This is a genomic window from Leifsonia shinshuensis (assembly GCF_031456835.1).
GTDB classification, from domain to species: domain Bacteria; phylum Actinomycetota; class Actinomycetes; order Actinomycetales; family Microbacteriaceae; genus Leifsonia; species Leifsonia shinshuensis_C.
The window spans coordinates 3331130-3357204 of record NZ_JAVDVK010000001.1; the positions used below are offsets into that span (position 1 = coordinate 3331130).

The following is a 26075-nucleotide window of genomic DNA, read 5'->3' on the forward strand; positions in this document are numbered from 1 at the left end:
CCTATGCGTATCGACTCGGACAACGTCCACCTGAGGGCCGGCGGAACCAGCGTCGTCGTCCAGCTAGACCAGCACCGCCTTCCTCGCATTGTGCACTGGGGAGAGGATCTGGGCGAGTTGAGCGACGAGGCGTTGCGTCAGGTCGCCCTGACCGCTCAGCCGGCGGTCGGCGACAGTGCGGTGACGTACCCTCAGCCGGTGCCCGTGCTCGGGCAGCTTCACGAGGGCTGGCTGGGACGGCCGGGACTCTTCGGCGACTCGGGCGGTCGCCGCTGGGCTCCTGTGTTCGTGACGACCGAAGCCGACCTGTCGATCACGGCCGAGCGCGTCGCCCTCAGGGTCACGGCCCGGGATGACGCCTACGGACTCTCGCTCGGCCTCGAACTCGAGGTGCTCGAGGCCAGCGGGCTCGTCCGTCAGCGCGCCGCGTTGCGCAACGACCACGCGGAGTCGTTCCGCGTGGAGGGCCTGGAGCTGGCGCTTCCGGTGCCCGCCGACGCCGACGAGCTGCTCGACCTAACCGGCCGTTGGTCATTGGAGAGGGTCCCGCAGCGGCGAGCCTTCGACGTAGGGGAGTGGGTCCGCGCCTCCCGTGGCGGTAAACCGGGGCTCGAGCACACGCTGCTCCTTGCGGCCGGGCAGCCCGGATTTGGATTCCGCAGCGGCCGCGTGTGGGCGACGCACCTCGCCTGGAGCGGCAACCAGATCCTCGCCGCCGAGCGCACCCCGGCGAACATCCGTCGCCTCTCGGCTATGGAAGGACTGGCACCCGCCGAGGTGGAACTCGCCGAGGCCGACGAGTACGTCACCCCGTGGCAGTACGGCTCATGGGGCGACGGGCTGGACGAGCTCGCGGCGCGCTTCCACCGGCACCTGCGGGCGTCGGCCGCCCACCCCGTCGGGCCGCGACCGGTCTTGGTCAACACGTGGGAGGCCGTGTACTTCGAGCAGGACGTCGACAGCCTCCTGCGGTTCGCCGAGGAGGCGGCCGCCATCGGCGCCGAGCGCTTCGTCGTGGACGACGGCTGGTTCGTCGGCCGCCGTGACGACACCACCTCCCTCGGCGACTGGGTCGTCGACCTGGAGCGCTGGCGCGATGGTCTGAAGCCGCTCGCCGACCGTGTCCGCGAGCTGGGCATGGACTTCGGGCTTTGGTTCGAGCCAGAGATGGTCAACCTCGACTCCCGACTGGCGCGGGAGCATCCCGAGTGGATCTTCGACGCCGGCCACGGACCGGGACTGGCCTCGCGCCACCAGCACGTGCTCGACCTCGGGCACCCGGACGCCTATGCCTACGTGCTTGAACGGATGAGCGAACTCATCGGCGAGGTCGGCATCGCCTACGTGAAGTGGGACCACAACCGCTACCTGCTCGACGCCGGGCACACCCCCTCCGGCCGGCCTGGGCTGCGCGCGCAAACACTCGCCGCGTATCGCCTGATGGACGAACTCCACCGCCGGCATCCACGGCTCGAGATCGAGTCGTGCGCCAGCGGCGGCGGTCGCATCGACCTCGGCGTCCTGGAGCGGACGCAGCGCGTATGGCCCAGCGACTGCAACGACCCGCACGAGCGCCTCGAGATCCAGAGGTGGACCGGGCTTCTCGTCCCGCCGGAACTGCAGGGCACCCACATCGGCGCGGAGGAGTCACACACGACGCACCGCTCGCACCCGATGGCCTACCGGGCGGAAAAGGCGATCTGGGGCCACCTCGGCGTCGAGACCGACCTGATCACAGCCGACGAGGCGACCAAGGCGGCGCTGGCTGGATGGATCGCGTTCCACAAGAAACACCGGGCACTGCTGCACAGCGGCGTGAGCGTCCACGCCGACCTGACCGAGTCGGCAGCGCGGCTCGAGGGCGTCGTCACCCCGACCCGCGGCGAGGCGTTCTTCGCCTTCTCGATCACGGAACGACCCCGCGCCTGGCCGGTCGGCCGCGTGGGCATTCCGGGCCTCGACGACGAGCGCGAATATCTCGTGGAAGCCGTCTTCCCCGTTGGATCACCACCGCATGGAGCCCAGCCGCCGTGGCTGTCCAACGGTACGACCCTCCCGGGCCGGGTCTTGCGGCTGGTCGGGCTAGAGATGCCGTCGCTGGATCCGGACCGCTCCGTCCTGCTGCATGTCAGAGAGGTCTGAGCCAGTACGTCTGGGCGGGGAGGCCGGCGGGGACGCCCAGGCGCTGGTGTCGCCCGTCGGCGCGAGCCTCCAGCAGCTCAGGGTGGACGGCGTCGACTTGGTCTGTGGCTCGCCGAGCGGTCCCGTCGGTGCGTCCGGGGCCGTCCTCGTCCCCTGGCCGAACCGCGTGCGCGGAGGCCGGTGGATCCTCAACGGTGAGCCGCAGCGGCTCGACCCAACCGAGCCTTCGTCGGGCAACGCGCTCCACGGCCTCGTCGCGGCCACTACGTTCTCGGTCGTCAGACACGAGCGGGACGCCGTGGAGTTCGCCGCCGCGGTGCGACATCCGCGTGGTTACCCCTTCGATCTGGACGTCATCGTCTCGTATCGACTGGTTCCCTCCGGGATTGCGTCGACCATTTCCGTCGTGAACAGGGGGCCCGGAGCGGCGCCGGTCGCTGTCGGAGTCCACCCGTATCTGCGGGTCGGTACAGCGGCGAGCGACGACCTCCTCCTCACGGTCCAGGCCGAGCGCACGCTGCTGCTCGGGGACGACAACCTCCCGCGGGGCGAGCTCGCCGTCTCGGGCACGTCCTTCGACCTGCGCACGCCGACGCCGCTCGTCGCCGCTCCGGCGCACGCTGCGTACACGCGGCTGCACCTCGTCCACGGCGACGTCCGGCTGACGCTGAGCGATCGAGGTACCGGCCGCGCGGCCGAAGTCTGGGCCGAGCCGCGCTTTCGCTGGGCGCAGATCTACGTGACTGATGAGTTGCCCGGCCTGAAGGCGGGGGAGGTCGCTGTCGCGCTTGAGCCGATGACTGCTCCTCCGGATGCTCTCAACTCTGGCAGCGACCTGGAGTGGCTCGGAGTAGACGCCCGCTGGGACCTCCGCTGGGGAGTCGCACTGCGCTAAACGCCGAAACGGGGCGTGAGGTCATCCCCACACCCCGTTCCGTCGCGGTGCTCAGCTGCAGCTGATCAGCGGCGCAGCCCAGTCCGCGCGGTCGTTGTAACCGCCGTCACCAGCGTCCCCGACGTGCAGCACCAGCTCGCGGGCGCCGGTCAGGTCGACGTCGAATGGAACCGCCGTGCCGCGCGACACCGTTCCGCTCTCCCAGACGGTCTTGCCGTCTGCGACCAGCGAGAACGTGGCCGTGCCGCCCTCCGGGCCGACATTGTTCACCACGTCGTCGATTCCGACCGCGCCGGTCAGCCGGGTACAGACGCCGCCCACGTAGTAGCGGATGTCGGACGGGCTGGCGACGCCGAGGCCGGTCGCATAGGTCGTCCCTGCGAGGCGGATCGGGTTGCCCCCGCCAACGCTCTGATCGACCGCCGGCGTCATCCAGCCACTGGTCGCAGAGATCCACGGCTGATGAGACAGTGGTTGATTCGAACCCGAGGGAGGCGCAGGAGCGACCGTCACGGTGGACGACGGGGAAGTGACTGTGACCGCACCGCGCAGAGAACTGAACTGCACTGACGCGCCAACCGAGAAATCGCCATCGGCTGCGTTCGGTGCCACGGTCACGGCGAATGTGACGCGTCCTGTCTGGCCAGGCGCGAGCTGCTGCGGCTGGTTAGCGTCAGCAGCGGCAGTCCATCCTTCCGGAGCCACCAAACTTATGCTTCCGATCGTCGCAGGCGTGATTCCGTCGTTGCGGACGCCAACCTGGACGCTCAACTTGGATCCGGCAGCAGCCAGGAGGTTTGCGCTCGGGGTAACTGAAGCGCCGTTGACCGCAGTCACGATCGGGGCGCTCACCAGGACTCGAGGGCTCTCCGGCTGTCCAGTGCCCTTAGAGACAATCAGCACGCCAACGCCGTGCGACGGCACGTCAGCGCGGATCGCGTCTTTTGCTTCACTGAACGCGTGAGTCCAGGCATCCTTGACAGTCACCCGTGCTGCCTTTACCCCAACGGCCGCGGGCGTGGTGGAGATTTCGGTGGCAGAGTCGCCCCGGTTGACCAGCGCAACTGCGGTGGACCCGTCGGCCAGTGGCTTCGCCCACACTTCAGCGTTGCCGGCCGGGCCAACGCGCACCGCCTGCTTGCCGAGAGCGTCACGGTCGATGGCGAGCAGGTCCGGGTTCGTCAAGGTCGCCACGGTAGTCGGGGTGAACGTGCGGGGATCGCTGCCGACGACCAGCGGAGCTGCGGAAATCGACCACAGCGCCATCTGCGACCGGAACTCCTCATCCGTCATCCCGAGTTGCGGGCCGAGGTAGTCGGGATCATTGAAGTGGCCTGGTCCGGCTACCTCCGGATGACGCGCGTTGGCGTCGAAGTTCCGGAGAACATCGGCGTATCTGATCGAGTTCACGAAGCCGACGTCGGTATAGGTGCGCCACGACTGTGCGATCGCCGGGGCGTAGCTCCATGTGTTCGTCGATTGCTGTGAATCCGGATAATTGCCCCAGTCGGGCGAGGTCACCGGATTGCAGATGTTCAGGATCATCGGGCGGCCGCTGCTGTTGTGGCGGAGGGCGTCGGCGAACTGGGTGTAGACGGTCTTGGGGTCGAGGTTGGCGGCGATACCGCAGAGAAAGTCGACCTTCACGGCGTCATAACCCCAGGACGCGAACGTGTCGGCGTCGGTCTGGTAGTGCCCGTAGCTTCCCAGGCCGCAGGAGCCGGGGATGTACGGGCCGGCGTCGGTGTAGATGCCGGCCTTGAGGCCCTTGGCGTGGATGGCTGCGGCGAGGGCGGCCATGCCCTGCGGAAAGCGCGTGGGGTCGCCCTGCAGCTGTCCGCCGGCGCCGCGAGGCGTGGAGGACTGCCAACCGCCGTCAAGCCAGACGATGTCATATCCAACTTTCGCCAACCCGCTGGAAACAAGGTGGTCAGCAACGTCGAGTACCTGCGCCTCGGTGTAGTCGCCGCCGAGGCCGAAATAGGTGTTCCATCCGGCGTACGGTGTGGCGCCCAAGACCGGTGCCGTCGGAGTGTCCGAGGTTGTTGCGGTGGTCACGGCTTCGGATGCAGCGGATGCTGGCAGCGCCGAGGCGGTCACCCCCGTGAGGCCAAGCAGCGCTGCCGCGCCAAGCCCCAATAGGCGTTTGGTGAACATGAGTGCTCCTGACTCCTTCGTCTACCCGGCAAACACCGGGTCAAACCATGACATCGCCTGCGCGGCGTCCGCAGGAAGGCAACGACGATGGAATACCTGGACAACTCAACGATCGTTTTTCGTGCTCGGAATACGGCAGCCGTCATCGGTTCCCTTCTCAAGTTAGACTGACATAAGATATATTATTAGCGCTTGACTGACGGGAGTTGCACTAGATGCAGAAACTCCCGCGCAGTGGGCGTAAGAGCGTTTCCGCTGATCATGTCCGGTTCCGGCGACCCTCGTTCCCTGGAATGACTTGGGCTCGTGCTCTCTGCGACCGGCACCGGTCATGCTGTCGGTGTGTATGTGCGCTTCGAGGGAACGACCGTGAACTCTCGGGGTGTTAAGCCCGGCGTGGAGACTCACGGTGTTCTCGTCGGAGGCTCCGTCGTGGAGCCAGTACCCGGAAATGGTTCCGGTTGGCGAGTTGCACTTCAGCAGGAGGGGCGGCCTGGGCAGTTCGCTGCTGTAGTGCAGCCATTCGAGCGCTCCTATTGGAAATCCCGCATAGACAATCAGCGCCTCTAGGTGGCAGCGGGCTTCTACCAACTGCTGCCACGTTGGCAACTGCGCTCAGGCGCGATGATGCTCATGTCAGAGGACGAAGCAGAACGCTTCCTCCTAGGGCTTTAGCGCGAGGAACGTTGCGGAGATTACGCTTAACGTTTGTTAACAACCAGTCAGCACTTCGTATGACTTCCGGCCGTGAGGGGTAGACCGTAGCGTCTGGCCTATGAAGAGAACACTTGGTTCAGTGGCGAGCCTCGCAGGCGGCCTCACTCTCGCTCTTGCCCTCTCACTCGCTGCGGCCCCAGCCAATGCGGCGGATTCTCCAACGGTGTCGAATCACACAGAAACCGGTTGTGGACAGCCGATCACCCTCCACACGCCGGCGCGGGAAGGGCAGGCACTTTCTGGTACCGACGTCGGCCTGTCTACGGACACTCCGTTGTTCAAGGAAGCGGCTGCCCGCCACGTGCACTGGCTATCCACGATCACGTGCAAGGCGCACGCTCGCCCACACCCGACGCTCGAACCTGCATCCGCGGGCGCGCAGACCCTCAACTGGTCGGGATACGTGACGACCACGGGATTCACGCCCAACTACGTCCAGGCGGCGTGGACCGAGCCCTCGGTTAGCCTGCCTAGCGGCACCAACTCTGCAGAGAGCGTCATCTGGCCCGGCCTCGGCGGGTACTGCGACCAATGCCAGCTCATCCAGGACGGAACCCTCCAGTTCGACCAGGCCAGCGGCAGCAGCTATCTACAACAGGACTACTTCTGGTTCGAAGTCTTCCCGCAAGAGCAGATGCAGCTGGTGACAAATCTCATCCCGAATCCGGGAGATAGCCTGGCCACGACGGTCAGCTGGTCCAACAGCACTGCCTCGTTCGCACTCTGCGACTACACCCAGAACACGTGCCTCACCGGAACGCAATCCTCCCCAGCTCCTACCGGCAGCGCGGAGTGGGTCGTCGAGCGGCCAACGCTCGCGTCCGGTGGATACCCTGCCCTGCCGAACTTCGGCAACGTGACGATCTCCCAAGCGGCATTCCAGCTCACCCCAAACGGGCAGCTGGCCTACACGGCAGGCTCGTCCAACGCATTCCCCGTCACGATGGTGAACACCGCCAATCAGACCTTGGCCGCGCCGGGATCGTTGTCCTCGGACGGGGCGTCCTTCTCCGACCAATGGTATCGATTGGGATAACGAATCAGCCGAGCCATCACGCCGTCACGATCGATCGGCGTAGGCTCGCCCAGCATCACTAAGCGGAGAGGAGCGCGGCCGTGCGAGCACACTGCAAGAAAGGCGCGGCCGCGCTCCTCAGCTTCGCCTTCGCTCTCTCCCTCGCGTTGACCGGATGCACCACAGTGAGCTGCGCGGGATCCGCCGTCCCGGCCGGCCCGACTCTCAACTTTACGGCCAAAGACTGGGCGAGCGCCCACCCCGACACCGAGCTCACCGTCTGCTTCGGGACTGAATGCTCGACCATCAACACCGGCTCGAAGTACTCCCCCGCGGCGTGGCCCCTGCGCATCATCAACGCATCCACCCCGTCGGCGTCGTCGTATCCGGTCACGGTCGACGCTACGACGGCCGGAAAAAGCATCCTCCACACCCGCAGCACGGCAACGCCGACGCAGGCGCCCTGCAGACCGAGCCCGTGCGGATGCGCGACTACCCTCCAAGTAAATCTGGACCTCTCCGCAGACGGCTCACTTGCAGCAAGCACAGGATGACCGCTGTGAGAGCAGTGGGGAGTCCTGGTGGCTAGGAATGGACAGTTCGACCGTTCCCACGTAGCCGCTGATCACATCCACTTTCTCGCCGCCGGTGTCGACCGGGTAGCCCTCGACGATCGCCGCCCCGGAGTCGCGGGCGTGCGCGACGGCCCCGTCGAGGAGGTCGTGCATCAGGCCGCGCTTGCGGAAGCCGCCGCGCACCACGAAGCAGACGATGGACCAGGGGTCGTGCTCCTCGTCGAGGTGCGGGATGGTGCGCGAGTTCATCAGCCGTCGATACGTCGACTTCGGGGCCACGGAGCACCAGCCGGCGACCTCCCCGTCGAGATAGGCCAGCACGCCCGGGCCCGGCTCCGTCCGGCACTCGTCGTGCATGTAGGCGATCCGGCCCGGCATGTCGAGGCGGGAGTCGCGGTACGACATGCAGACGCATCCTCCACCGCCCGGCTTGCGGGGAACCATGAACGTGGCGAAGTCGTCCCAGTGCCCCGTGGCGGGGAGGACGTCGATCGACATGGTCGCAGGCTAGCGCGTGCCACCGACGGGCGAGGAGCGACGGGCGAGGAGCGACGAGCGACGGGCGGCGAGCGGCGGGCGGCGCTACTCCCGCGGCCCGAACCACCGGGCCAGCCGCTCGTCCAGCTCGGTCTGCTCGGAGCCCGCCCAGGCCACGTGACCGTCGGGCCGCAGCAGCACGGCGGGCGCATCGAGATCGGCCCCGGCGTCCGGCAGGTGGTCGACGCGCCCCGTCCACCCCGCCGCCGAGAGGCCGCCGGTGCGATCGAGGAGAAGGCCGCGACCGTCGTGCAGGTGATCGTAGAGCCGGCCGGACGAGAGAGGGATGTCGCGCAGCCGTCGTCCGACGAGCTCCGGCCCGTCGCCGAGGTCGTAGCGCACCGCGATCCCGGCGACCTTCGCTCCCAGGGTGCGGGCGACGGCGTCGATGTCCATGAGCTCGGTGAGGATGCGGCGCACGGCCTGCGGGCCGGGTTCCGGTGAGATGAGCTCGCTCTGCGCGCGGGTGAGGGTCAGCACCTCCTCCCCGGCGGGCCGGCGCTCGCTCTCGTAGGAGTCGAGCAGGCCGGCGGGCGCCCAGCCCCGGACCTCGGCGGCGAGCTTCCAGCCGAGGTTGAACGCATCCTGGATGCCGAGGTTGAGCCCCTGGCCACCGAGCGGCGGGTGGATGTGCGCCGCGTCGCCCGCGAGCAGCACGCGACCGGAGCGGTACCGCTCGGCGATCCGCGTGGCATCCGTGAACCGTGTGATCGACCGGGGCGCGTGGATGCCGAAGTCCGTCCCCGCGTACGCGCGCAGCTGCGTGCGGAACTCTTCGAGCGTCGGAGCGACGGTACGATCCTCCGACACGGACGCCGCGGGCACCACCGCCCGGTAGAGCCCGTCGCCGCTCGGTCCGATCCCGAATCCGCGGTGCGTCGCGCGCACCCGCTCCGAGGTCGCGGCGATCTCGTCCGCCGGCGCCGTCGCCTCGGCTTCGCCGAGGATCCACTCGGTCGTCGCCGCCTCGCCCGGGAACCCGATCCCGAGCTTCCGGCGCACGAGACTGCGCCCGCCGTCGCACCCGACCAGCCAGCCGCCGCGCACGCGCTCGCCGCCGGCGAGTTCGACCGTGACGCCCGTCGCGTCCTGCTCGAATCCGGTCACCTCGCGGCCGCACCGGATGTCGGCGCCCAGCTCCGCCGCCCGCTCGGCGAGCAGACGGTCGGTGACCGGCTGCGGCATCCCGAGGATGTAGTCGTGCGTCGTGTCGAGCTCCACGGGACGCGGGCTCGGGATGCCGGCGAACCGGCCGCCGCCCGGGTACCGGGTCCCCGCGGCGAGGAACCGGTCGAGCAGCCCCCGCTGGTCCATGATCTCGACGCTGCGCGGGTGCAGCCCCAGCGAGCGGACCGCGGTCGTCGGCTCCGCATCCCGCTCCACCACCAGCACCCGCACGTCGTGCAGGCGCAGCTCGCTCGCCAGCATCATCCCGGTCGGGCCTCCGCCGCTGATGATGACGTCGAACTGTTCCGAACCCATGCGCATCCCACCTTCCGCCTCGCATCACGCGTCACGATTCCGCGCGCGACCAGCCATTCTGGTGGATGAGGGGGCCCTTGCGGCAAGCCCCCGCCCGGCCGGTATCCTGGAAATGCGGGAAGGCCGGTAGGGGAGCCGGGTCAGCGCCTGGCGACCACGTGGATGACGCCGCTCTCGGCCACCTGCGATGTCACGGTGTGCGTCCGGTCGAGGCCTACGAGGTCGTCCCAGAGGCGGTTGCCGCGGCCGAGGAAGATCGGGGCCACCTGCAGGTGCAGGTCATCCACCAGGCCGGCGCGCAGGAACGCCTGCGCCGTGCGGTAGCCGCCGCCGATGCGGACGTCGAGGTCGCCGGCGGCCCCGGTCGCCTCCGCGAGCACGTCCTCGATGGCGCCGGCGCGGAAGTGGAAGGTCGTGCCCCCGTCCATCGCGATCGGCTCCTTCGGCGCCTGGTGCGTGAGCACGTAGACCGGCGTGCCGAACGGCGGGGTGTCGCCCCACCAGCCCTTCCAGTCCGGGTCATCCGGGAAGGAGTGAAGCCCGAACATCGCCGCGCCCATGATCTCGGCGCCCACGCCCTCGAAGAAGGCGGATGCGAAGGCGTCGTCGACCCCGGTCGTGCCGGCGCGGCTCGTGTCGCCGAAGACCTTCTCGCGGAAGGTTCGCGTCGCCACGTATGCCTCGGTCAGGCGCCCCCAGTCCTCGCCCATCGGGTTGCCCGGCGGGTCCTCGGGTGACGGCGTGTAACCGTCGAGCGAGACGAACAGGTCCATGCGGACGCGGGTCATGGGGCTCCCTCCTGCCGGGCGCGCGATCGCGCCCGATTGCGCTCACACTAGTGGGGTCATCCGACACGGGACGGCTCGGCCGTTATGGCGGTCGGCGGACACGGCAGGCCCTAGGCCGTCCTCCTCCGGTCCTCGCGGACCGCGACCGGCTCGAGCCCGAGGTTCTCGCGCAGGGTGCTCCCGGCGTACTCCGTCGGGTAGATCCCGCGCTCCTGGAGCTCGGGCACGAGCCGGTCGACGATGTCGTCGAGGCCGGAGGGGACGAGCCACGGGGTGATGTTGAAGCCGTCGACGACGCCCGCGTCGGCGTAGCGCTGCAGCGTCGCCGCGACCGTGGCCGGGCTGCCCACGAACCCGCGCCCGGAGTTGAGGGCGATGACCAGCTCGCGGATGGAGAGACCCTCGGCCTCGGCCCGCTCGCGCCAGGCGTCGGCGGTCGCCTTCGCCTGGGCGGCACGGAAGCCCGCTCCGCGGGTTTCGCCGGTCACCTCCTGGACCGGGTCGAAGCCGGGCAGCGGACCGTCCGGGTCGAAGGTGCTGAGGTCGGTGCCCCAGACGTTCTCGATGAAGGCGATCGCGGTCTGCGGCGTCACCTGGTGCCGTCGCACCCAGCGCGCCTTCTCCTCCGCTTCGGCGTCCGTGTCGGCGAGGATGAACTCCTGGCCGGGGAAGATCTTGACGTCGCCCGCGGGCCGCCCCGCCTTGAGGGTGCGCTGGCGGATGTCCGCGGCGAACGTCTGCGCCGCGTCGAAGGCGCTGTGCGCGGAGAAGATGACGTCGGCCTGACGGGCGGCGAAGTCGCGTCCCTCCGCCGAGTCGCCGGCCTGGAAGATCACCGGGCGCCCCTGCGGGCTCTGCGGCAGCCGGCTGCGGCCGCGCGCCGTGTAGTGGCCGGTGCGCGCCTCCACCTCGTCGGACGGCACGGCGTCCGACCACGCCGCGGCGTCGGGACTGGAGGCGATCTCAGCGTGCCAGGCATCCCAGAGCGCCTTCGCCGCCTCGACGACGGCTTCGGCGTGGCGGTAGCGGTCAGCGTGGTCGAGGTACCCGCCGCGGCGGAAGTTCTCGCCGGTCCACGCGTTGTCGGTGGTGACGACGTTCCAGGCGGCGCGGCCTCCCGAGATCAGGTCGAGGCTCGCAAAGCGGTGCGCGAGGTCGAGCGGGTCGTTGTACGTCGTGTTCTGCGTGGCCACCAGGCCGATGTGCGAGGTGACCGCGGCCAGGGCCGCCAGCTGGGTCTGCGCGTCGGGGCGACCGGCCACATCCAGCTCGTGCAGACGCCCGAGGTGCTCGCGCAGCCGCAACCCCTCGCCGAGGAAGAACGCTGAGAACAGGCCGCGCTCGGCGGTCTGCGCGAGGCGGCGGAAGCTCTCGAAGTCCGTCTGCGAGCCGCTCTCCGGCTCGGTCCACACGGTCGAGAAGTTGACGCCCTGGAAGAAGACGCCGAAGCGGAGGACGGTCGGTGCGGTCATGCGGACTCCTGGTAACGGTTGACGGCGGCCGGCAGGCCGAGGGTGTCGCGGAGGGTGTCGCCCGGGCGCGGGACGGCGAGCGGCACCTGGCGGCGGAGGGACGGAGCGACAGCGAACGCGAACTCGGCGAGGTCGGTATCGAGCACCGCGGGGTGGAGGCGCACCCCGTCGACGACGGAGGCGAGTGCGGCGAGCAGCTCGATCAGCCCGGCCGCATCGCCGGTATAGCGGCCACGGTTCGAATGCCACGGGGTGTGCTGATCGAGCGCGTGGATGCGGTCGGCGGCGGTCACGCCCGCCGCGTCGAGTGCGACGTCGAGGTCGAGCACGACGAGCAGCCCGGCCTCGCGGAGCGGGCGGGCGGTCTGCGCGGCCAGCTCCGTCAGCTCGCGTACGTCGCCGGTTCCCGCCGACGCCTCGACGAGCGCCACATCCAGCTCGGCGGTCCCTGCCAGCTCCGAGGCACCGAAGACCGGCAGGGCGCCCTGCGATGGCCGCGGCACGATCGACGGGCCGGTGATCGCGTAGTCCTCCCCGGCGAAGCGGATGTGGTGCACCCGCTCGCGGTCGAGGTAGCGGCCGGTGGCGGCGTCGCGGATGACCGCGTCGTCCTCCCACGAGTCCCAGAGCCGTCGGGCCACCTCGACGGCGTCGCCCGGCTTCCCGGGCTGCCCCTGGCGTCCGTAGAGGGCCGCGGTCCCTTCGTCGTCCGTCGCCGTGGCGACCCAGCCGCCGCGCCCGCGGGACACGATGTCGAGCGACGCGAGCTGCGTGGCCACATGGAACGGCTCGGTGTAGACGGTGCCGACCTCCGGCACCAGGCCGATCGCGCTCGTGAGGGGCGCCGCGAAGGCGGCCCGTTGCACGGCGTCGAGGCGGGCACGCACACCCTCCGGGGCTTCGGGCGCCAGAGCAGCGTCCGCGAACGACGCGAAGGCGAATCCCGCGCGCTCCGCGGTCTGCGCCCGCTCGGCCACCACGCGGGCGCTCAGGACGTCCGCGGGAGCGTGGGCGCTCGCGCGCCAGGCGGCGGGATGCGCGCCGTCACCGTCCAGCTCGACGCCGAGGATGAAGCCGCTCATCGGAGGCCGCCCTTCCGCGGGAGCCGCTCGCCGGCATCGACCGGGAACGGGAGGCGGTTGCCGGCCGGGGGCAGCGGGCAGGTAGCGAACTCCGTGTAGGCGCAGGGGAGGTTGACGGCTCGGGTGAAGTCCAGCACGACGCGTCCCTCGGCGTCCGGCGCCGCGATGGCGAGCGACCGGTTGGCGGGGTAGGTGGTGACGCCGCTCGTCGCATCCGTGAACAGCACGAACAGCGAGCCGGGGGTCGGGCCGTTGAAGGCAGTCAGACGGTGCGTCGCGCCGTCGTGCTCGAACTCGACCGTTCCCGGGGAGGAGTAGACGTGCTCGAGACCCTCGGCGACCGAGCCGACCGTCACATCCTGAGGCTCGTCGAACGGCGTGAAGCGCCCCGGCAGCGCCCAGTGCGGGTCCGGCTCGTAGGACGGCGTCCCGGCGTAGCCGGTGCGGGTCGGATGCTGCGGGTGCCGCGGCCGCAGCAGGTCGGATCCTCCGCGCTTGGCGATCTCGATGACGGTATCGCCGGAGCTCGCGACGAGTCCGCCGCGCTCCGGGATGGGGCCGAACCCGACCTCGCCGGTGATGGTCCGCCCGTCGACCTCCAGGCTCTCGCCGTCGGAGAGCAGGACCACCGGGCCGTCGGCGGAGGTGGACCAGGCTCCGGGGAGGCCGTCGTAGCGCGTGGGCTCGGCGGTCAGCCAGTGCAGGGCGGTGATGGCGAGGAAGCCGTGAGCGGATGCCCGCTCGGCCTCGTGCTCCGCGTGCCAGGCGCGCCAAGCGTCCTCGAAGCCGGTCGTCGTGATGTCGGATGCGATGGTCATGCGTGGACCGTAACGGACCGCCCCGGGCGGCGGGCAAGGTCCGTCGACACGTCCCGTAACGGTCGCGCTTGACTTCAAGCGCTTGAAGTCTGTTCTGATGGGCACATGACCACGTTGACCATCCAGGACGTCTCCCGGCAGAGCGGGCTGAGCGAGCCGACGCTGCGCTACTACGAGGAGGTCGGCCTGCTCGGCCCGATCGCCCGTGATGAGCGGAGCGGCCACCGCCGCTATGGCGAGGGCGACCTCGACGCTGCGCAGGTGCTCGCCTGCCTGCGCGCCATGGGCGTCGGCATCGAGGACATGCGCACCTACCAGGCGAACCGCCGACGCGGCCACGCGGCGGCGGGGGAGCAGCGCGACATCCTGCTCCGCCACACCGAACGCGTCGAGGAGCAGATCGCGACGCTCCGCATCCACCTCGACTATCTGCGGGTCAAGGCGGCCCTGTGGGATGCGCGCGAGCGCTCCGACGCGGACGCCGAGGCCCAGGCGCAGACCGAGCTCCACTCCATCCTTCCCCTACTCGAGGAGACCTTCCGATGAACAGCACCACCACCACCCCGACCGTCCTCGTCACCGGCGGCACCGGCTACCTCGCCACGCGAGTGCTCGCCGACCTGCTCGCCACCGGCGCCGCCGTGCGCACGACCGTCCGCTCCCTCGACCGGGAGGACGAGGTGCGTGCCGCCGTCCGCCGCGCGGGCGTGGACGACGGCGGCCTCTCCTTCGCCGCCGCATCCCTCACCGAGGACGACGGCTGGGCCGCCGCTCTCGCCGGCATCGAGGACGTGTACCACACGGCGTCCCCGATGATCCAGACCGCGGACCGGGACGAGGTGCTCATCCCGGCGCGCGACGGAGCCCTGCGGGTGCTCCGCGCGGCCCGGGACGTCGGCGCCCGGCGCGTCGTCCTCACGTCGTCGTTCGCGGCCGTCGGCTACTCGCCCAAGCCGGTCCGCGACTACGACGAGACCGACTGGACCGACCCGCAGACGCCCGGGCTGCCCGCCTACCCGCTGTCGAAGGCGGTGGCCGAGCGTGCGGCGTGGGACTTCGTCGAGCGGGAAGGGGACGGCCTCGAGCTCGTGGCCCTCAACCCGACGTGGATCGCCGGTCCGACATTGACCGCCTCCGCCCGCTCGTCGCTGGCCGTGTTCACCGGGATGCTGGACGGCACGATGACCGCGGTCCCGCGCCAGCGGTTCGGCATCGCGGACATCCGCGACGTCGCAGCGGCCCACCTGTCCGCGATGGCGACTCCGGGGGCGGCGGGCAAGCGGTACCTGCTGCTGGCCGACGGCCCGACGATGACGTTCCTGGATGTGGCGAACACGCTGCGCGCCGAACTCGGCTCCTTCGCTTCGCGCGTCCCGACGGCGGAGGTGCCCGGCGACGAGCCCACGCCCCTCGTCATCCACAACGAGCGTGCGAAGCAGGAACTGGGCTTCCGTCCGCGACCGGCTGTCGAGACGATCGTCGAGACTGCCGAGAGCCTCCGCGACCTGGCGCTGGTTGCGGCCGAGGCCTGAGCCGGATCGCGGTGGGGTGCTGAAACTTGCATGGTCGCTGGCAGCACCTCCTACCGGCCTATCGGCAGGGCAGAGGGGGGCGCAGCGAGCGTGTAACGTTTGGCGCCCCTCCACCGGGCATTTTGCGGGAGTCAGGAACTGCCGCGGTGACGCCGAACGCCGTGCGCTCGAGGATCCGCCTGCGGGCGTGGGTGGAGTGGATCAAGCAGTCAGTAGTCGCCAGGGGAACAGCTCGCCGCCGCTGGGTGCAAGCTCGACGACATTGTGGTGAGAGAAAGCGACTAAGCGCGCCACGATCTCGTCGCGACGACCGTTCATCCACTCAGGAGTCGTAGCTTCCCAATCCTCAGGCGCAGGCACATAGAGGTTTCCTGGATCCACGCCCCAGGCGGCATCAAAGACGTAGCCATGATCGCCCTCCCAATACTCGACCGTGGCTCTGCCGCTGATCACGGATCGCCGACTGCTGCCTCGTGCTTTCGTGTCGGTGGTGCGAATTACGGTCAAAGCCGTGGCAACTCTCAATGACCTGCGCCGGACCGCCGCCGTGTTGCCCGGTAGCGAGGAGCGAGCGACGACGGGCGGTGCTGCGTGGTTCGTTCGCGGCAAGCCGTATGCGTGGGAGTGCCATCCCTGGCCGAGCGTCCCCGCTGACATGCGCGAGATAGTCGCGGCCGAGCTCGTCGTCGGGGTGAAAGTGGCCGACCGAATGGACGCGCTGGCTCTTATCGAAATGGCGCCCGACGTGTTCCTGCGCACCACAACCCCCTGGGGTCAGCCGAAGGTCGCCTTCCGAATGGCCGGCATCGAGGAAGACCATCTTGTGGAACTCGTGACGGAGGCGTGGCGTGTACAGGCTCCGAAGTATCTGCGGCGAGAGTTCGACAACCTCGGCGCTTAGACGACCGGTCAGACAAGGATCCGCCTCCGGGCAGGCGCACTGGCGAGCATGAGGTCGAGGTACGCACGAATCGGTTCGCGCCGCACAGACCGACCGCCGCGGCTGCCCACGCCTCAGGCGTCAGGATGCAGGCTCGTGTCCGCCGGCCCGATCCGCCAGGCAGTGAAGTGGACGGTGAGGTCGGCCCGCGACGGGGAGCAGCACAGGGGGCCCGCGGTCACTGCGGCGCCGGGGTCGAGGGGCGCCACCCGCACAAGGCGCCACGGTTCGTCGTCCACTCGGGCGCGGACGGTCAGGGCGTCACCAGACCGACTGGCACGCATCGTGACAAGCCGACCATGCCAGCCGGGCACCGGCGAGAGTGACCAGTCGGAAAAGCCGCGGGTGACGACCGCGCCGAGGCTGTCCTCGCCGTCGCTGCGCTCCACACCAGCCTTGGTCCAGGTGCTGTCGTCGACCTTGACGAAGATGCCGGCCTGGTCGAACTGAGCCGAGAAGTCGAGGAGAAACGACACCTCCATCGCGGTGTCCTGATCGAACGAGGTGAGGAGTGCGTGCTCCGTGTCGTGGACGAAACCATAGGAGGTGATGCGCCAGGCGTCGCTTCCCTCCACGGCGGTGACGCGCATCCCGTCGTCGGCCACCACCACGTGGGCGGGCTCGGTCGTCCACGTGCCTGAGTTCCAGTCGATGTCGGTCATGTCATCGAATGTATCGGTCCACAACGATCGGTCTCAGGGGGCGGGGCGTGAGAAGAGATTCACCAGGTTGCCGTCAGGATCGCGGAAAAGGGTGGACCTGTTCCCCCAGGGCATCGTGGTCGGCACGAGCACGATGTCCTCGATCACCTCGTGCAGTCGAGCGAACTCCGCGTCGACGTCCGTCACGAGGAATTCGACGATGATCGTGTCGTTGCTGCCCGGTTTCGGGGCGTCGTCGCCGAGGATCGCGACGGTTGCTGTGCTCGCGATCGCGAGGGTGCCGCCGGCCGTTCGGAACTCCGCGAAGACGGGAGCCGGACGCGCAGCGAGAGTTCCCGTGAGGGCTTCGTAGAAACGAACGAGCCTGTCGACGTCGTGAGTGATGATGCGGATCGATGCGAGGTCCATGGTCTTCCTTTCGGCCGGCCGTTCGGCTCGACATGTTCAGGATGGGCCGGACGCGCGACAACGTCCTGTCGGCGTTTAGGGCGTTTTTTCGCTCACGCCGACCATCCGGAGTTCTCCCTCGACGATGCCGAGATCCTCCACGCGCAGCGGGCGCCGCGGTGGTCGCTCACCCGTAGGCTTCGCCTCGGTGATGCGGTCGCCTCGGAATGCGCGCACGCCGTCGCGCAGCCGGCACCAGGCGATCAAATACCAGTCGCTGCCCTTTCCGACGAATCCCATGGGTTCGACGTTTCGCGAGGTCGCGACGCCGTTGCGATCGGTATAGCTGATCTGTAGAACCTGGCCGGTTCGCAGTGCGTCGGCCAGTTCGCGCGGCGCGTCATTCGGCCTGCGCTCGCCGAGCAGGTGGATGCGGGTCGCTAGCTCAGCCGTCTCTCTGAGGCTGCGATCGTCTGTGACGGCGACGACCTTACGGAGCGCCGACGTGGCCGCATCGCGGAATGGGCTGGTGGCCAGAGTGCCCAGAGCGACTATGACGGCGAGTGCCTCGTCGACCGTCAACCCCAAGGGCGCCAGCGTGTGCCCGGGATCGAGGCAGTAGCCTCCGGTGCGGCCGGGTTCTGCCCAGATGGGGACCCCGCTCTGTTGCAACGCCGACAAGTCCCGCTCGATGGTCCGGGAGCTGACAGCGAACTTGTCGGCGAGCCACCGGGCACTCCTCGGGCGCGGAGCCACCGCCCTGAGCTCCTCGACGAGTGCGTAGAGACGGTCGGTGCGATTCACATCTCGACCCTAGTTTCCACAATGTCGAGTCGCTGTGCGCGCGTCGGCAACAAGGCCGGCTCTAGTCGAGCGGGGAAGGTCAGCACGGCTTTGCCGCCGGGATGCACCGCTTCCCGGTCGACGTGCGCACGGGCGACCTCGCCGTACAGGTAGGTGCGCGTCACGGTGACCGTCAACCGTCCGGCGTCGAGCAACCGGGCGATCTCGTGCAGGGACCGCGAGTCCGGCTGCACGATGATGTGCGCCAAGCGGATGTTCGCCGCGGCGAAAGCGGCCGTGGTCTCTGCTGCGGGGGCGTCCGCGAACACGGAGGGCCGGGACGCACGCGCCCCGGCCCTCCGCCTCACGTCACTGGTTGTCGAGCGGCAGTCCGGGAGGGTTCACCTCGGACGTCGGCAGGCCTTCGTTCGAGAGGTTGTACGCCTTCAGCCATTTCGCGTACTGGCCGGTCTCGATGAGGTGGTTGATGGCGTCGGCGATCGGCTTGTCGAGGCCGCTGCCCTTCTTCACGGTTGCCGCGATGAGGCCCTGGAGGCTCGCGCCGGCGCCCGAGTAGGTGCCCGCGGTCCGGGTCGGGTTGGCCGACGACGCGCTCTGCGTGTTCTGGTACGCCGCGGTCGGGTTCGGGCCGAAGCTCGCGTCGATCTTGCCGGAGTTCAGGGCGAGCCACGTGGAGTTGGCGTCCGGGTAGTACTTGATGTCGAGGGTCTTGCCCTCGGCGGCCAGCTTCGTCTTCCACTCGAGCAGGATCTTCTCCTGGTTCGTGCCGGATGACACCGCGACCGTCTTCCCCGCGAGGGTGCGGTAGTCGTCCTCGAACTGCCAGGTGCTCTTCTTCAGCACAGTGAACGCCAGCTCGTCCTTGCGGTAGGAGGCGAAGTCGTACTTCTCCTTGCGCTGCTCCGTGTCCGTGATGTTCGAGAATCCGACATCGGTGGCGCCGGTGTCGATCCCGACGAACAGGTTGTCCCAGGTGGCGTTCTTGATCTCGGGCTTGAGGCCGAGCACCGCCGCGACGAGGCGGCCGAGGTCGGGCTCCGACCCGGTGAGGGTCTTCTGGTCGTCGCCGGTGAATGCGAGCGGCGGGAAGCCGGCGGGCAGGGCGCCGACGCCGATCACGAGGGTCCCCTTCGACTTCACGGAGGCGGGCAGCTCGTCCCGGACCTTCTCGACGGTCGCCACCTTCAGGGTGGTCTCGGTGCCCGCGCCGTTGGTGTGGGCACCGATGGTGACGGTGCCGGAGGCGGACCCGTCGGTCTCGGCTGACGCCTGCCCCGAGCAGGCCGCGAGAGACACGACGAGGGCGGCCGACGCGAGGACGGCGCCTGCGGTGCCGAATCGTCGGCGGTGGGTGCGATGTGACATGGATGTTCTCCTCGGTGTGGGTGTTGCGAACGGGATGGTGCGAACGGCCCGGGATGCTCAGAGCACGCGGCTCAGGAACTCCCGGGTCCGCGGGTTGCGCGGCCGGTCGAGCACGTCGTCCGGTGCGCCTTCTTCCACGACGACGCCGTCGTCGAGGAAGACGATGCGGTCGGCGACCTGCCGGGCGAAGCCGATCTCGTGGGTGACGACCACGAGGGTGACGCCGCTGCCGGCGAGGGAGGCGATGACCTCGAGCACGTCGCCGACCAGCTCGGGGTCGAGGGCGGAAGTGGGCTCGTCGAAGAGCAGAACCTCGGGTTCGAGCGCCAGGGCGCGGGCGATCGCGACCCGCTGCTGCTGCCCGCCGGAGAGCTGCCGCGGGTAGGCGGCCGCCTTCTCGGAGAGGCCGACACGCTCGAGCAGGGCCAGGGCCCGCTCCCGGGCCCGCGCCGGCGGCGTCCCGAGCGCGATGGGCGCCTCGCTGATGTTCTCGACGATCGTCAGGTGCGGGAACAGGTTGAAGTTCTGGAAGACGAAACCGATCCGCGCACGCTGCTTCAGGATGTCGCGCTCGCTCCGCTCCTTCAGCCGCCCGCGGTGCAGGCGCACGCCGATCAGCTCGCCGCCGACGACGACATACCCTTCGTCCAGCGGTTCCAGGTGGTTGATCGCCCGCAGCAGCGTCGACTTGCCCGAACCGGAGGGGCCCAGGATGACGGTGACGGTTCCCGCCTCGATCGTCAGGTCGACGCCGCGCAGCACCGGCCGGTCGCCGAACGACTTGGTCGCGTTCGCGATCTCGATGCCCGCGGTCATCGCCGGGCTCCGATCGCGGCGACGCGGCGGCGCAGGCGCTGCAGCGGCGTGGGCGGGAGCGTGCGCACCGCGCCCCGCGCGTAGTAGCGCTCGACGTAGTACTGGATCACCGACACGACGCTGGTGAGCACGAGGTACCAGATGGTCGCGACGACGAGCAGCGGGATGATGTCCGTCGGGTACGTGCTGCCCAGGTTCTGGACGACGCCGAACAGGTCGAGCAGCGACACATAGAAGAGGAGCGAACTGGCTTTCAGCAGGCCGATGATCTGGTTGACGTACGCCGGGACGATCGACCGGAGCGCCTGCGGCAGAACGATCCGCCGGAACTGCCGAGCCCGGGGGAGACCGAGCGCCTTCGCGGCCTCGTGCTGGCCGTGGTCGACCGAGAGGACGCCCGCCCGCACGATCTCCGAGCTGTAGGCGATCTCGCTGAGGCTCAGGCCGATGACTCCGAGCGTCAGGTCCGAGAGCACGCTGACGGTCTTCACCTCGACCTGCGGACCGAAGGGGATGCCGATCCCGATCGTCGGGTACAGGTTGCCCAGGTTGTACAGGAAGATCAGCACCAGGATGAGCGGAACCGAGCGGAACAGCCACACGTAGAGCCAGCTGACCGAGCTCAGGACGGGGTTGGCCGAGAGCCGGCCGAGGGCCACGACGATGCCGCCCGCGAAGCTGACCACGGCGGAGATCGCGGTCGCGGCGAGGGTGAGCTGCAGTCCGGTCAGGATGGCCGGGCTGAACAGCCACTTGCCGACCTTCGCCCACTCCCACGACGGGTTGGTGAACAGCGTCTGGCCCGCGTTCAGCAGCACGACGAGCACGAGCGCTGCGGCGACCCACCGGCCGGGATGCCGCAGCGGCAGCACCGGGCGTTCGGCGAGCCGCCGGAGGTCGATGCCGTCGGGCAGTGCCGCCTCGCGTGGGGTGGCTGCCGCCGGCCGCTCGACGGTCGCGGCGGTCGTCGCGGTGGTCATCGCTCCACCCCGAGGGTCTTCTCGAAGGCATGGATGCCGACCTCCTCCGGCGGCAGCGCCGTGTCGTAGAGCGGGCGGTAACCGGCCGCGAGGTACAGCGCCTTCGCCTCGGGCTGGCGCGGTCCGGTGGTGAGGTACACGCGGGTGTACCCGCGGCGGACGGCCTCCGACTCGAGCTCCGCGACCACCCGGCGGGCGAGGCCTTGCCGCCGGTGGGCGGAGCTCGTCCAGATGCGCTTCAGCTCGGCGGTGCGCTCGTCGTAGCGCTTGTACGCACCCCCGGCGATCGGCTCGCCGTCGCGGAGCAGCAGCACGAAAGCGCCACCAAGGGCGGCGGTGAACAGTTCGGCCGGATAGCGGCTCAGCTCGGTCGAGGCGCGCTCGCCGAAGAAGTCGCCGTAGCGGATGTCGTACTCGTACTCGAGCTCGGCGAGCAGCGGGCGGGCCAGCTCGTCCGTGGCCTCGACATAGCGGAATTCGTCGGCGTCGACGTTCGTGACGGTCACCGATGCCTCCAATCGCGGGGTGGTGGGTGGATGTTGCGGATGACCGTAGAACCGGTCCGGACGATCGCGACAGCTTCGGTTACGGTTTGCGTCGCGGCGTGAAACACGGCGTCACGGTGGCTTGTCCGATCCCGCCAGGCCCGTGCAGGGTGGCGCGATGTCCTCCGCTGCCTCCTCCCCGCGCCGTGCCTCGGTGGTGGTCGTCGGCGCCGGTCCGCGGGCCGCCGGCTGGCTGGAGCGCTTCGCCGCGGCGCGGTCCGTCGCCCCCGACCGGGTCCCGGTCGTGGTGCACCTCGTCGATCCGTATCCGCCGGGCCCGGGCCGCATCTGGCGCCGTGAGCAGTCCGCTCTGCTGAAGCTCAACTCGATGGCCGAGGACGTCACCATGTTCACCGACGCCTCCTGCGCGGTCGAGGGACCGGTCGTCGCCGGGCCGTCGCTGCTGGAGTGGGCGGAGGGCGTCCGCGACGGGCGCGTGCCGGATGCCGAACCCGCCGACCCGGAGGTGGCGGCCGAGCTCCGCAGGCTGTCGCGCGGAGACTTTCCGACCCGCCGGCTGCAGAGCCACTACCTGGACTGGTTCCTGCGACGCACCATCGCGTCCCTCGACGAGGATGCGGTGGTCGCCGCACACGCGTCGGAGGTCGTCGCGGTCGAGTCCGGCGTCGATGCCGAGCGCGTCCGCCTCGCCGACGGCACGGTGTTGCGGGCGGACTCCGTCGTGTACGCCCTCGGCCACACCGGCAGCGAACCGTCCGGCGAATCGGCGGCGCTCGCCGCCTTCGCGGAGCGCCACGGCCTCCACTACCAGCCGCCCGCCTTCACGGCCGACGCCGACCTCTCGGCCCTGCGCCCCGGCCGTCCCGTCGCCGTCCGCGGGATGGGGCTCGCCGCCGTCGACCTCGTCGTGCTCCTCACGGAGGGACGCGGCGGCCGCTTCGAGCGGGATCCCGGCGGCCTGCGCTACCGCCCGAGCGGGCGCGAGCCGCGCATCCTGATCGGCTCGCGGCGCGGGGTGCCGTACCGCTCGAAGATCTCCTCGGCGCTCGTCGGCGAGCAGCCCGCGCTGCGGTACCTGACGCCCGAGGTGCTGGCTGCCCTCACCCGCGAGCCCGGCACGCTGGACTTCCGGCGCGACGTGTTCCCGCGCGTGGAGCGGGAACTCCTCCACGGCTACTACCGCGAGCTGTTCACCGGCCATCCCGAGCGCACCCGGCTGCCCTGGGAGCGTTTCCGCGACCGCCTCGACACCGTGGACCTGCGGTCCGCCGTGTACGACGAGCTGGTGAGCTCCGCGCTTCCCGACCCGCGCGATCACCTCCACCTCGACGCCTTCGACCGGCCGCTCGACGGGCTGCGCTTCGCCGATCGCGCCGAGCTGCAGGACGCGTTGCGGGCCCACCTGCGCGACGACCTGCACCGCCGGACCGCCCCGGAGCACTCGGAGACCCTCGGGCTGTTCCTGGCCCTGCTGCACACCATGTTCGCGCTCGCGCCGATCGGCGCCTCCGCCGCCTGGACGGAGGAGTCGCGCACCCGCGACCTGCACGGGTGGTGGCCCGCGTACTTCAGCTACGTCGCCTCCGGGCCGCCCGGTCACCGCCTCGAGGAGCTGCTCGCGCTCTCCGAGGCCGGCATCGTCGAGTTCGCCGGCGCGCGCTTCGACGTGGACGCCGACGAGGACGCCGGAACGTTCCGCGTCTCCAGCGCGTCGGTCGACGGCTCCCGCCCCGTCGACGCCCTGGTCGACGCGTGGCTCCCGGCGACCGATGCGCAGCGTTCCGACAACCCGGCGCTGCGCGACCTCGCGCGCTCGGGCGACGGAGGTTTCCGGCACGGGATGCTGCGCGTCTCGCCGGCGGACGCGCGGGTCCTCGACGGCTCGGGCCGACCGCATCCGCGCCGCTGGGCGATCGGCCCGTTCACCGACGCGCCCTTCGCCGGTGCGTTCGCCCGGCCGGGAACCAACGCCCTCTCGTTCCGCGAGAACGACCGGGTCGCGCAGTCGGTGCTGGCCGAACTCTCCCTCGTCCGGGATGCGCGCCAGCTTTCTGAGGCATTGCCAACAATGTCCTGAAGGGATACCGTGAATGGCGCTCAAATGCAGCGGCCCAGCGGCCAGACGGCCAGCCGCCGCAGATCAGCATCGACGAAGGAGACCACAGTGACCGACCCCAACCAGCCCCCGAGCTACCCCGCCTCGTCGTCGCCCGCCCCGGGTGCCGGCGCGCCGGTGGCACCCCCGCAGCAGGTGAACATCGCGTTCTGGCTGTACATCGTCGGCGCCGCGCTCAGCCTCCTGTCGCTGATCGTCTCGCTGGTGACGATCGGTGCGTCGCGTGACGCGATCCAGCGCCAGATCGAGTCGCAGGGTCAGCAGGTCCCCAACGGCGCCGTGGATGCGGCCGTCGGCATCGGCATCACCTTCGCGATCGTCTTCGGCATCCTGTACATCGCCGCCTACGTGCTGTTCGCGGTGTTCATGCGCCGCGGCGCCAACTGGGCGCGCATCGTGCTCCTGGTGGTCACCGTCCTGTCGCTCTTCGGCATCCTCGACGGGTTCGGCCTGGGTGCCGCCCGCGTGGTGGTCGGCGTCATCGCGACCGTGCTGATCTTCCTGAAGCCGGCGAACGAGTACTTCGCCGCGGTCAAGGCCAGCAAGGCGCCGCGGGCGTAACCAGCGACGACAAGGGCCGGACGGTTCGGGGACTCCCGACCGTCCGGCCCTTGTCTCTGCCCGGCGGGGATGACGGGCCTGCGGGCTCCGTGCTACGCTGCCCCGGTCCGTGCAGCAGATCGAGGAGGTGATACCCATGAACGCTATGACGTGGGTGCTCCTCTCTGGGGACACGGTCGGGCGATAGGTCGTCCGGGGGCGCCCTTCCGGCACTCCCGAAAGGCACGACCATGACCTTCGACTTCACTTCTGAAACGCGCTCCGGCGCCGGCGTCGTCGAGCGCCGATTCACCCTCGACGGAATCCCGGGCATCCTCTGGACGCCCACATCCGCGACACCGTCCGCTCCCGCTCCGCTGATCCTGCTCGGGCATCCCGGCGGCATCGACGGGATGTATCCGCGGCTCCTCGGCCGGGCGCAGCGCGCCGCGGCCGACGGTTTCGCCGCGCTCGCCATCGAGTTGCCGGGAAGCGGCGACCGGCCGCCGTCGGCGGGACTGGACCAGGCGCGCTCCGACCTGCGGCGGACGCTCGCCGCCGGCGACCCGGTCCCACCGGAGCTCGTCGACCGGCTGGTCCTGCCGCTGGTCGACGCGGCGGTGCCCGAGTGGCAGGCGGCGATGGATGCGGCGCTCGCGCTCCCCGGGATCGGTGGGCCGGTCGGGTACTCCGGCGGCTTCATCTCGGTCGGGGTGCGGCTCGCGGTGACCGAGCCGCGGATCGTCGCGGCCGGTCTCTTCGCCGGCAGCTACGTCCCGGCGACGATCCTGGAGGAGGCGCGGCGGGTGACCATCCCGGTGCACGTCCTGCTGCAGTGGGACGACGAGGGCAACGACCGGCAGGCCGCGCTCGACCTCTTCGACGCGTTCGGCTCGTCGCAGAAGACGCTGCAGGCGAACCTCGGCGGCCATCGCGGCGTCCCGGCGTTCGCCGGCGAGGACGCCGCCCGCTTCTTCGCCCGGCACCTGCGGTGACGCGATCGGGCCACCCGTCGGAAGGCGGGTGGCCCGATCTCAGCTTCCCAGCGCGTGTACTCGCTGGGTGGCCCGGACGGCGTGAGCCAGACCGCGGGTCGTCACCGCCCAACGGAGGGCGTCGTACCCCTCGGCCAATCGGTCACTGTTCTCGGGGGACATCGGACCGGCGAGCCGGGACTTGTGCACGAGCCCGGGCGCCGTGGTGGCGTAAGCCCGCCGGAGCGCTTGATTCGGGCACGCGTCCACGAACACCTGCCAGAGTTCGGCGGAGGATGTGTCGTGTTCGGGGAGGTCGCCATCTGCGGCGGCCGACCGTGCTCGGTCTACGAGGTCGACGATCGCGGCCTCCGCGACCGGCGACAACTCCGGAAGTGTGCACTCGATCGCACCAGCGCGCAGGAGACCGAGCGTATACAGGTGCTCGTCGATCCGGTCCGAGTCGACAACGGCGACGCGCGCGGCATACTGGCCCACCTCCAGGAGGCCTTCCATCTCCAGGGCCACCATGGCCGGGTGGACCGGCGTCACCGGGACACCCAGCCAGCTCGCCACCTCCGCTACGGCCACTTCCTCGCCCGGTTGAAGCGTCCCGTCCAGGATCCCTTCCCGCAACCGGTCACGGATGAAGTCTCGTGCTCGCACATGGAACCCTCCACGATCGACGGTCATCGGCCCGTTCCTCCGCAACGTATCGGTGCTGGTATGTCAGCACGAACGCTACTCAATCGCGCGTAATGCATGCGAATTGC

Annotated in this window: 26 protein-coding genes; 9 read left to right on the plus strand and 17 right to left on the minus strand. The window is 69.8% G+C overall.

The window, feature by feature from the left end:
• The first annotated feature begins 3 nt into the window (after nucleotides 1-3).
• Both J2W45_RS16305 and J2W45_RS16310 read left to right on the plus strand, forming a co-directional pair.
• A complete protein-coding gene (locus tag J2W45_RS16305; protein WP_310133937.1) occupies nucleotides 4-2142 on the plus strand; it encodes an alpha-galactosidase in 2139 nt (712 codons plus the stop codon).
• On the plus strand, nucleotides 2126-3037 hold the full coding sequence (locus tag J2W45_RS16310; protein WP_310133939.1) for an aldose epimerase family protein: 912 nt from the start codon (nucleotides 2126-2128) through the stop codon (nucleotides 3035-3037). Before J2W45_RS16305 ends, J2W45_RS16310 begins: the two co-directional genes overlap by 17 nt.
• Before the next feature lie 51 nt (nucleotides 3038-3088).
• On the opposite strand, the gene J2W45_RS16315 is transcribed toward J2W45_RS16310, so the two are convergent.
• On the minus strand, nucleotides 3089-5194 hold the full coding sequence (locus J2W45_RS16315) for an NPCBM/NEW2 domain-containing protein (protein WP_310133945.1): 2106 nt from the start codon (nucleotides 5192-5194) through the stop codon (nucleotides 3089-3091).
• A 775-nt stretch (nucleotides 5195-5969) separates the two neighbouring features.
• Between J2W45_RS16315 and J2W45_RS16320 the strand changes: the two genes are divergently transcribed.
• Nucleotides 5970-6947, plus strand: coding sequence for a G1 family glutamic endopeptidase (locus J2W45_RS16320; protein ID WP_310133947.1), 978 nt, complete (start codon nucleotides 5970-5972; stop codon nucleotides 6945-6947).
• 58 nt (nucleotides 6948-7005) lie between these two features.
• Here J2W45_RS16320 and J2W45_RS16325 read toward each other — a convergent pair whose 3' ends face one another.
• The 7 genes from J2W45_RS16325 to J2W45_RS16355 all read right to left on the minus strand — a co-directional run bounded on the left by J2W45_RS16325 (nucleotide 7006) and on the right by J2W45_RS16355 (nucleotide 13680).
• Nucleotides 7006-7320, minus strand: a complete 315-nt coding sequence (locus J2W45_RS16325; protein ID WP_310133949.1) for a hypothetical protein — start codon at nucleotides 7318-7320, stop codon at nucleotides 7006-7008.
• A gap of 136 nt (nucleotides 7321-7456) precedes the next feature.
• A complete protein-coding gene (locus J2W45_RS16330) occupies nucleotides 7457-7999 on the minus strand; it encodes a GNAT family N-acetyltransferase (RefSeq protein WP_310133951.1) in 543 nt (180 codons plus the stop codon).
• A gap of 84 nt (nucleotides 8000-8083) precedes the next feature.
• Nucleotides 8084-9520 (minus strand): FAD-dependent monooxygenase, encoded by a 1437-nt coding sequence (locus J2W45_RS16335; protein ID WP_310133954.1) that lies wholly within the window; start codon nucleotides 9518-9520, stop codon nucleotides 8084-8086.
• Between the two features lie 140 nt (nucleotides 9521-9660).
• Complete coding sequence (locus J2W45_RS16340) at nucleotides 9661-10308, minus strand: dihydrofolate reductase family protein (RefSeq protein WP_310133956.1); 648 nt, start codon at nucleotides 10306-10308, stop codon at nucleotides 9661-9663.
• A gap of 110 nt (nucleotides 10309-10418) precedes the next feature.
• Nucleotides 10419-11780: an NtaA/DmoA family FMN-dependent monooxygenase gene (locus tag J2W45_RS16345; protein ID WP_310133958.1), complete on the minus strand. Its 1362-nt coding sequence runs from the start codon at nucleotides 11778-11780 to the stop codon at nucleotides 10419-10421.
• The gene (locus tag J2W45_RS16350) at nucleotides 11777-12862 is read right to left on the minus strand and encodes an LLM class flavin-dependent oxidoreductase (RefSeq protein WP_310133961.1); all 1086 of its coding nucleotides are present in this window, start codon (nucleotides 12860-12862) and stop codon (nucleotides 11777-11779) included. The genes J2W45_RS16345 and J2W45_RS16350 overlap by 4 nt, the downstream gene beginning before the upstream one ends.
• A complete protein-coding gene (locus tag J2W45_RS16355; protein WP_310133963.1) occupies nucleotides 12859-13680 on the minus strand; it encodes a DUF1684 domain-containing protein in 822 nt (273 codons plus the stop codon). The genes J2W45_RS16350 and J2W45_RS16355 overlap by 4 nt, the downstream gene beginning before the upstream one ends.
• Before the next feature lie 105 nt (nucleotides 13681-13785).
• On the opposite strand from J2W45_RS16355, the gene J2W45_RS16360 reads away from it, so the two are divergent.
• From J2W45_RS16360 to J2W45_RS16370, 3 genes are all read left to right on the plus strand, one after another.
• Nucleotides 13786-14226 (plus strand): MerR family transcriptional regulator, encoded by a 441-nt coding sequence (locus tag J2W45_RS16360; RefSeq protein ID WP_310133965.1) that lies wholly within the window; start codon nucleotides 13786-13788, stop codon nucleotides 14224-14226.
• A complete protein-coding gene (locus tag J2W45_RS16365; RefSeq protein WP_310133967.1) occupies nucleotides 14223-15212 on the plus strand; it encodes an NAD-dependent epimerase/dehydratase family protein in 990 nt (329 codons plus the stop codon). The genes J2W45_RS16360 and J2W45_RS16365 overlap by 4 nt, the downstream gene beginning before the upstream one ends.
• A gap of 433 nt (nucleotides 15213-15645) precedes the next feature.
• Complete coding sequence (locus J2W45_RS16370; RefSeq protein WP_310133970.1) at nucleotides 15646-16113, plus strand: hypothetical protein; 468 nt, start codon at nucleotides 15646-15648, stop codon at nucleotides 16111-16113.
• A gap of 113 nt (nucleotides 16114-16226) precedes the next feature.
• Here J2W45_RS16370 and J2W45_RS16375 read toward each other — a convergent pair whose 3' ends face one another.
• The 8 genes from J2W45_RS16375 to J2W45_RS16410 form a co-directional block, all read right to left on the minus strand.
• Entirely contained in the window at nucleotides 16227-16814 is a 588-nt protein-coding gene (locus tag J2W45_RS16375; RefSeq protein ID WP_310133972.1) for a DUF1349 domain-containing protein, read from the minus strand.
• A gap of 33 nt (nucleotides 16815-16847) precedes the next feature.
• Entirely contained in the window at nucleotides 16848-17222 is a 375-nt protein-coding gene (locus J2W45_RS16380; protein ID WP_310133974.1) for a VOC family protein, read from the minus strand.
• A gap of 75 nt (nucleotides 17223-17297) precedes the next feature.
• On the minus strand, nucleotides 17298-18005 hold the full coding sequence (locus J2W45_RS16385; protein WP_310133978.1) for a helix-turn-helix transcriptional regulator: 708 nt from the start codon (nucleotides 18003-18005) through the stop codon (nucleotides 17298-17300).
• Nucleotides 18002-18313 carry a zinc-binding dehydrogenase gene (locus J2W45_RS16390; RefSeq protein ID WP_310133980.1) on the minus strand — a complete coding sequence of 104 codons (312 nt, stop codon included), beginning with the start codon at nucleotides 18311-18313 and terminating at the stop codon, nucleotides 18002-18004. The genes J2W45_RS16385 and J2W45_RS16390 overlap by 4 nt, the downstream gene beginning before the upstream one ends.
• Nucleotides 18314-18353: 40 nt before the next feature.
• Nucleotides 18354-19370, minus strand: a complete 1017-nt coding sequence (locus tag J2W45_RS16395) for a transporter substrate-binding domain-containing protein (RefSeq protein WP_310133982.1) — start codon at nucleotides 19368-19370, stop codon at nucleotides 18354-18356.
• Between the two features lie 57 nt (nucleotides 19371-19427).
• A complete protein-coding gene (locus J2W45_RS16400) occupies nucleotides 19428-20186 on the minus strand; it encodes an amino acid ABC transporter ATP-binding protein (protein ID WP_310133985.1) in 759 nt (252 codons plus the stop codon).
• Nucleotides 20183-21166 (minus strand): amino acid ABC transporter permease, encoded by a 984-nt coding sequence (locus J2W45_RS16405; protein WP_310133988.1) that lies wholly within the window; start codon nucleotides 21164-21166, stop codon nucleotides 20183-20185. The genes J2W45_RS16400 and J2W45_RS16405 overlap by 4 nt, the downstream gene beginning before the upstream one ends.
• Entirely contained in the window at nucleotides 21163-21672 is a 510-nt protein-coding gene (locus J2W45_RS16410; protein WP_310133991.1) for a GNAT family N-acetyltransferase, read from the minus strand. The genes J2W45_RS16405 and J2W45_RS16410 overlap by 4 nt, the downstream gene beginning before the upstream one ends.
• Nucleotides 21673-21829: 157 nt before the next feature.
• Here J2W45_RS16410 and J2W45_RS16415 point away from each other — a divergent pair, with 157 nt between their 5' ends.
• The 3 genes from J2W45_RS16415 (at nucleotide 21830) to J2W45_RS16425 (ending at nucleotide 25323) form a co-directional block, all read left to right on the plus strand.
• On the plus strand, nucleotides 21830-23749 hold the full coding sequence (locus J2W45_RS16415; protein WP_310133994.1) for an FAD/NAD(P)-binding protein: 1920 nt from the start codon (nucleotides 21830-21832) through the stop codon (nucleotides 23747-23749).
• 87 nt (nucleotides 23750-23836) lie between these two features.
• Nucleotides 23837-24349 carry a hypothetical protein gene (locus tag J2W45_RS16420; RefSeq protein WP_310133995.1) on the plus strand — a complete coding sequence of 171 codons (513 nt, stop codon included), beginning with the start codon at nucleotides 23837-23839 and terminating at the stop codon, nucleotides 24347-24349.
• A gap of 230 nt (nucleotides 24350-24579) precedes the next feature.
• A complete protein-coding gene (locus tag J2W45_RS16425) occupies nucleotides 24580-25323 on the plus strand; it encodes a dienelactone hydrolase family protein (protein ID WP_310133996.1) in 744 nt (247 codons plus the stop codon).
• Between the two features lie 39 nt (nucleotides 25324-25362).
• Here the strand turns inward: J2W45_RS16425 and J2W45_RS16430 are convergent, their stop codons facing one another.
• Entirely contained in the window at nucleotides 25363-25995 is a 633-nt protein-coding gene (locus J2W45_RS16430) for a GntR family transcriptional regulator (protein WP_310133998.1), read from the minus strand.
• Nucleotides 25996-26075 lie beyond the last annotated feature (80 nt).

Excerpts from the sequence above, each read along its gene's own strand:
- J2W45_RS16375 (WP_310133972.1), bottom strand. The coding sequence starts at position 16,814 with ATGACCGACATCGACTGGAACTCAGGCACGTGGACGACCGAGCCCGCC.
- J2W45_RS16330 (WP_310133951.1), bottom strand. The coding sequence starts at position 7,999 with ATGTCGATCGACGTCCTCCCCGCCACGGGGCACTGGGACGACTTCGCC.
- J2W45_RS16305 (WP_310133937.1), top strand. The coding sequence starts at position 4 with ATGCGTATCGACTCGGACAACGTCCACCTGAGGGCCGGCGGAACCAGC.
- J2W45_RS16320 (WP_310133947.1), top strand. The coding sequence starts at position 5,970 with ATGAAGAGAACACTTGGTTCAGTGGCGAGCCTCGCAGGCGGCCTCACT.
- J2W45_RS16415 (WP_310133994.1), top strand. The coding sequence starts at position 21,830 with ATGTCCTCCGCTGCCTCCTCCCCGCGCCGTGCCTCGGTGGTGGTCGTC.
- J2W45_RS16315 (WP_310133945.1), bottom strand. The coding sequence starts at position 5,194 with ATGTTCACCAAACGCCTATTGGGGCTTGGCGCGGCAGCGCTGCTTGGC.
- J2W45_RS16355 (WP_310133963.1), bottom strand. The coding sequence starts at position 13,680 with ATGACCATCGCATCCGACATCACGACGACCGGCTTCGAGGACGCTTGG.
- J2W45_RS16365 (WP_310133967.1), top strand. The coding sequence starts at position 14,223 with ATGAACAGCACCACCACCACCCCGACCGTCCTCGTCACCGGCGGCACC.
- J2W45_RS16395 (WP_310133982.1), bottom strand. The coding sequence starts at position 19,370 with ATGTCACATCGCACCCACCGCCGACGATTCGGCACCGCAGGCGCCGTC.
- J2W45_RS16360 (WP_310133965.1), top strand. The coding sequence starts at position 13,786 with ATGACCACGTTGACCATCCAGGACGTCTCCCGGCAGAGCGGGCTGAGC.
- J2W45_RS16430 (WP_310133998.1), bottom strand. The coding sequence starts at position 25,995 with ATGACCGTCGATCGTGGAGGGTTCCATGTGCGAGCACGAGACTTCATC.
- J2W45_RS16350 (WP_310133961.1), bottom strand. The coding sequence starts at position 12,862 with ATGAGCGGCTTCATCCTCGGCGTCGAGCTGGACGGTGACGGCGCGCAT.
- J2W45_RS16425 (WP_310133996.1), top strand. The coding sequence starts at position 24,580 with ATGACCTTCGACTTCACTTCTGAAACGCGCTCCGGCGCCGGCGTCGTC.
- J2W45_RS16400 (WP_310133985.1), bottom strand. The coding sequence starts at position 20,186 with ATGACCGCGGGCATCGAGATCGCGAACGCGACCAAGTCGTTCGGCGAC.
- J2W45_RS16345 (WP_310133958.1), bottom strand. The coding sequence starts at position 11,780 with ATGACCGCACCGACCGTCCTCCGCTTCGGCGTCTTCTTCCAGGGCGTC.
- J2W45_RS16380 (WP_310133974.1), bottom strand. The coding sequence starts at position 17,222 with ATGGACCTCGCATCGATCCGCATCATCACTCACGACGTCGACAGGCTC.
- J2W45_RS16405 (WP_310133988.1), bottom strand. The coding sequence starts at position 21,166 with ATGACCACCGCGACGACCGCCGCGACCGTCGAGCGGCCGGCGGCAGCC.
- J2W45_RS16335 (WP_310133954.1), bottom strand. The coding sequence starts at position 9,520 with ATGGGTTCGGAACAGTTCGACGTCATCATCAGCGGCGGAGGCCCGACC.
- J2W45_RS16340 (WP_310133956.1), bottom strand. The coding sequence starts at position 10,308 with ATGACCCGCGTCCGCATGGACCTGTTCGTCTCGCTCGACGGTTACACG.
- J2W45_RS16310 (WP_310133939.1), top strand. The coding sequence starts at position 2,126 with ATGTCAGAGAGGTCTGAGCCAGTACGTCTGGGCGGGGAGGCCGGCGGG.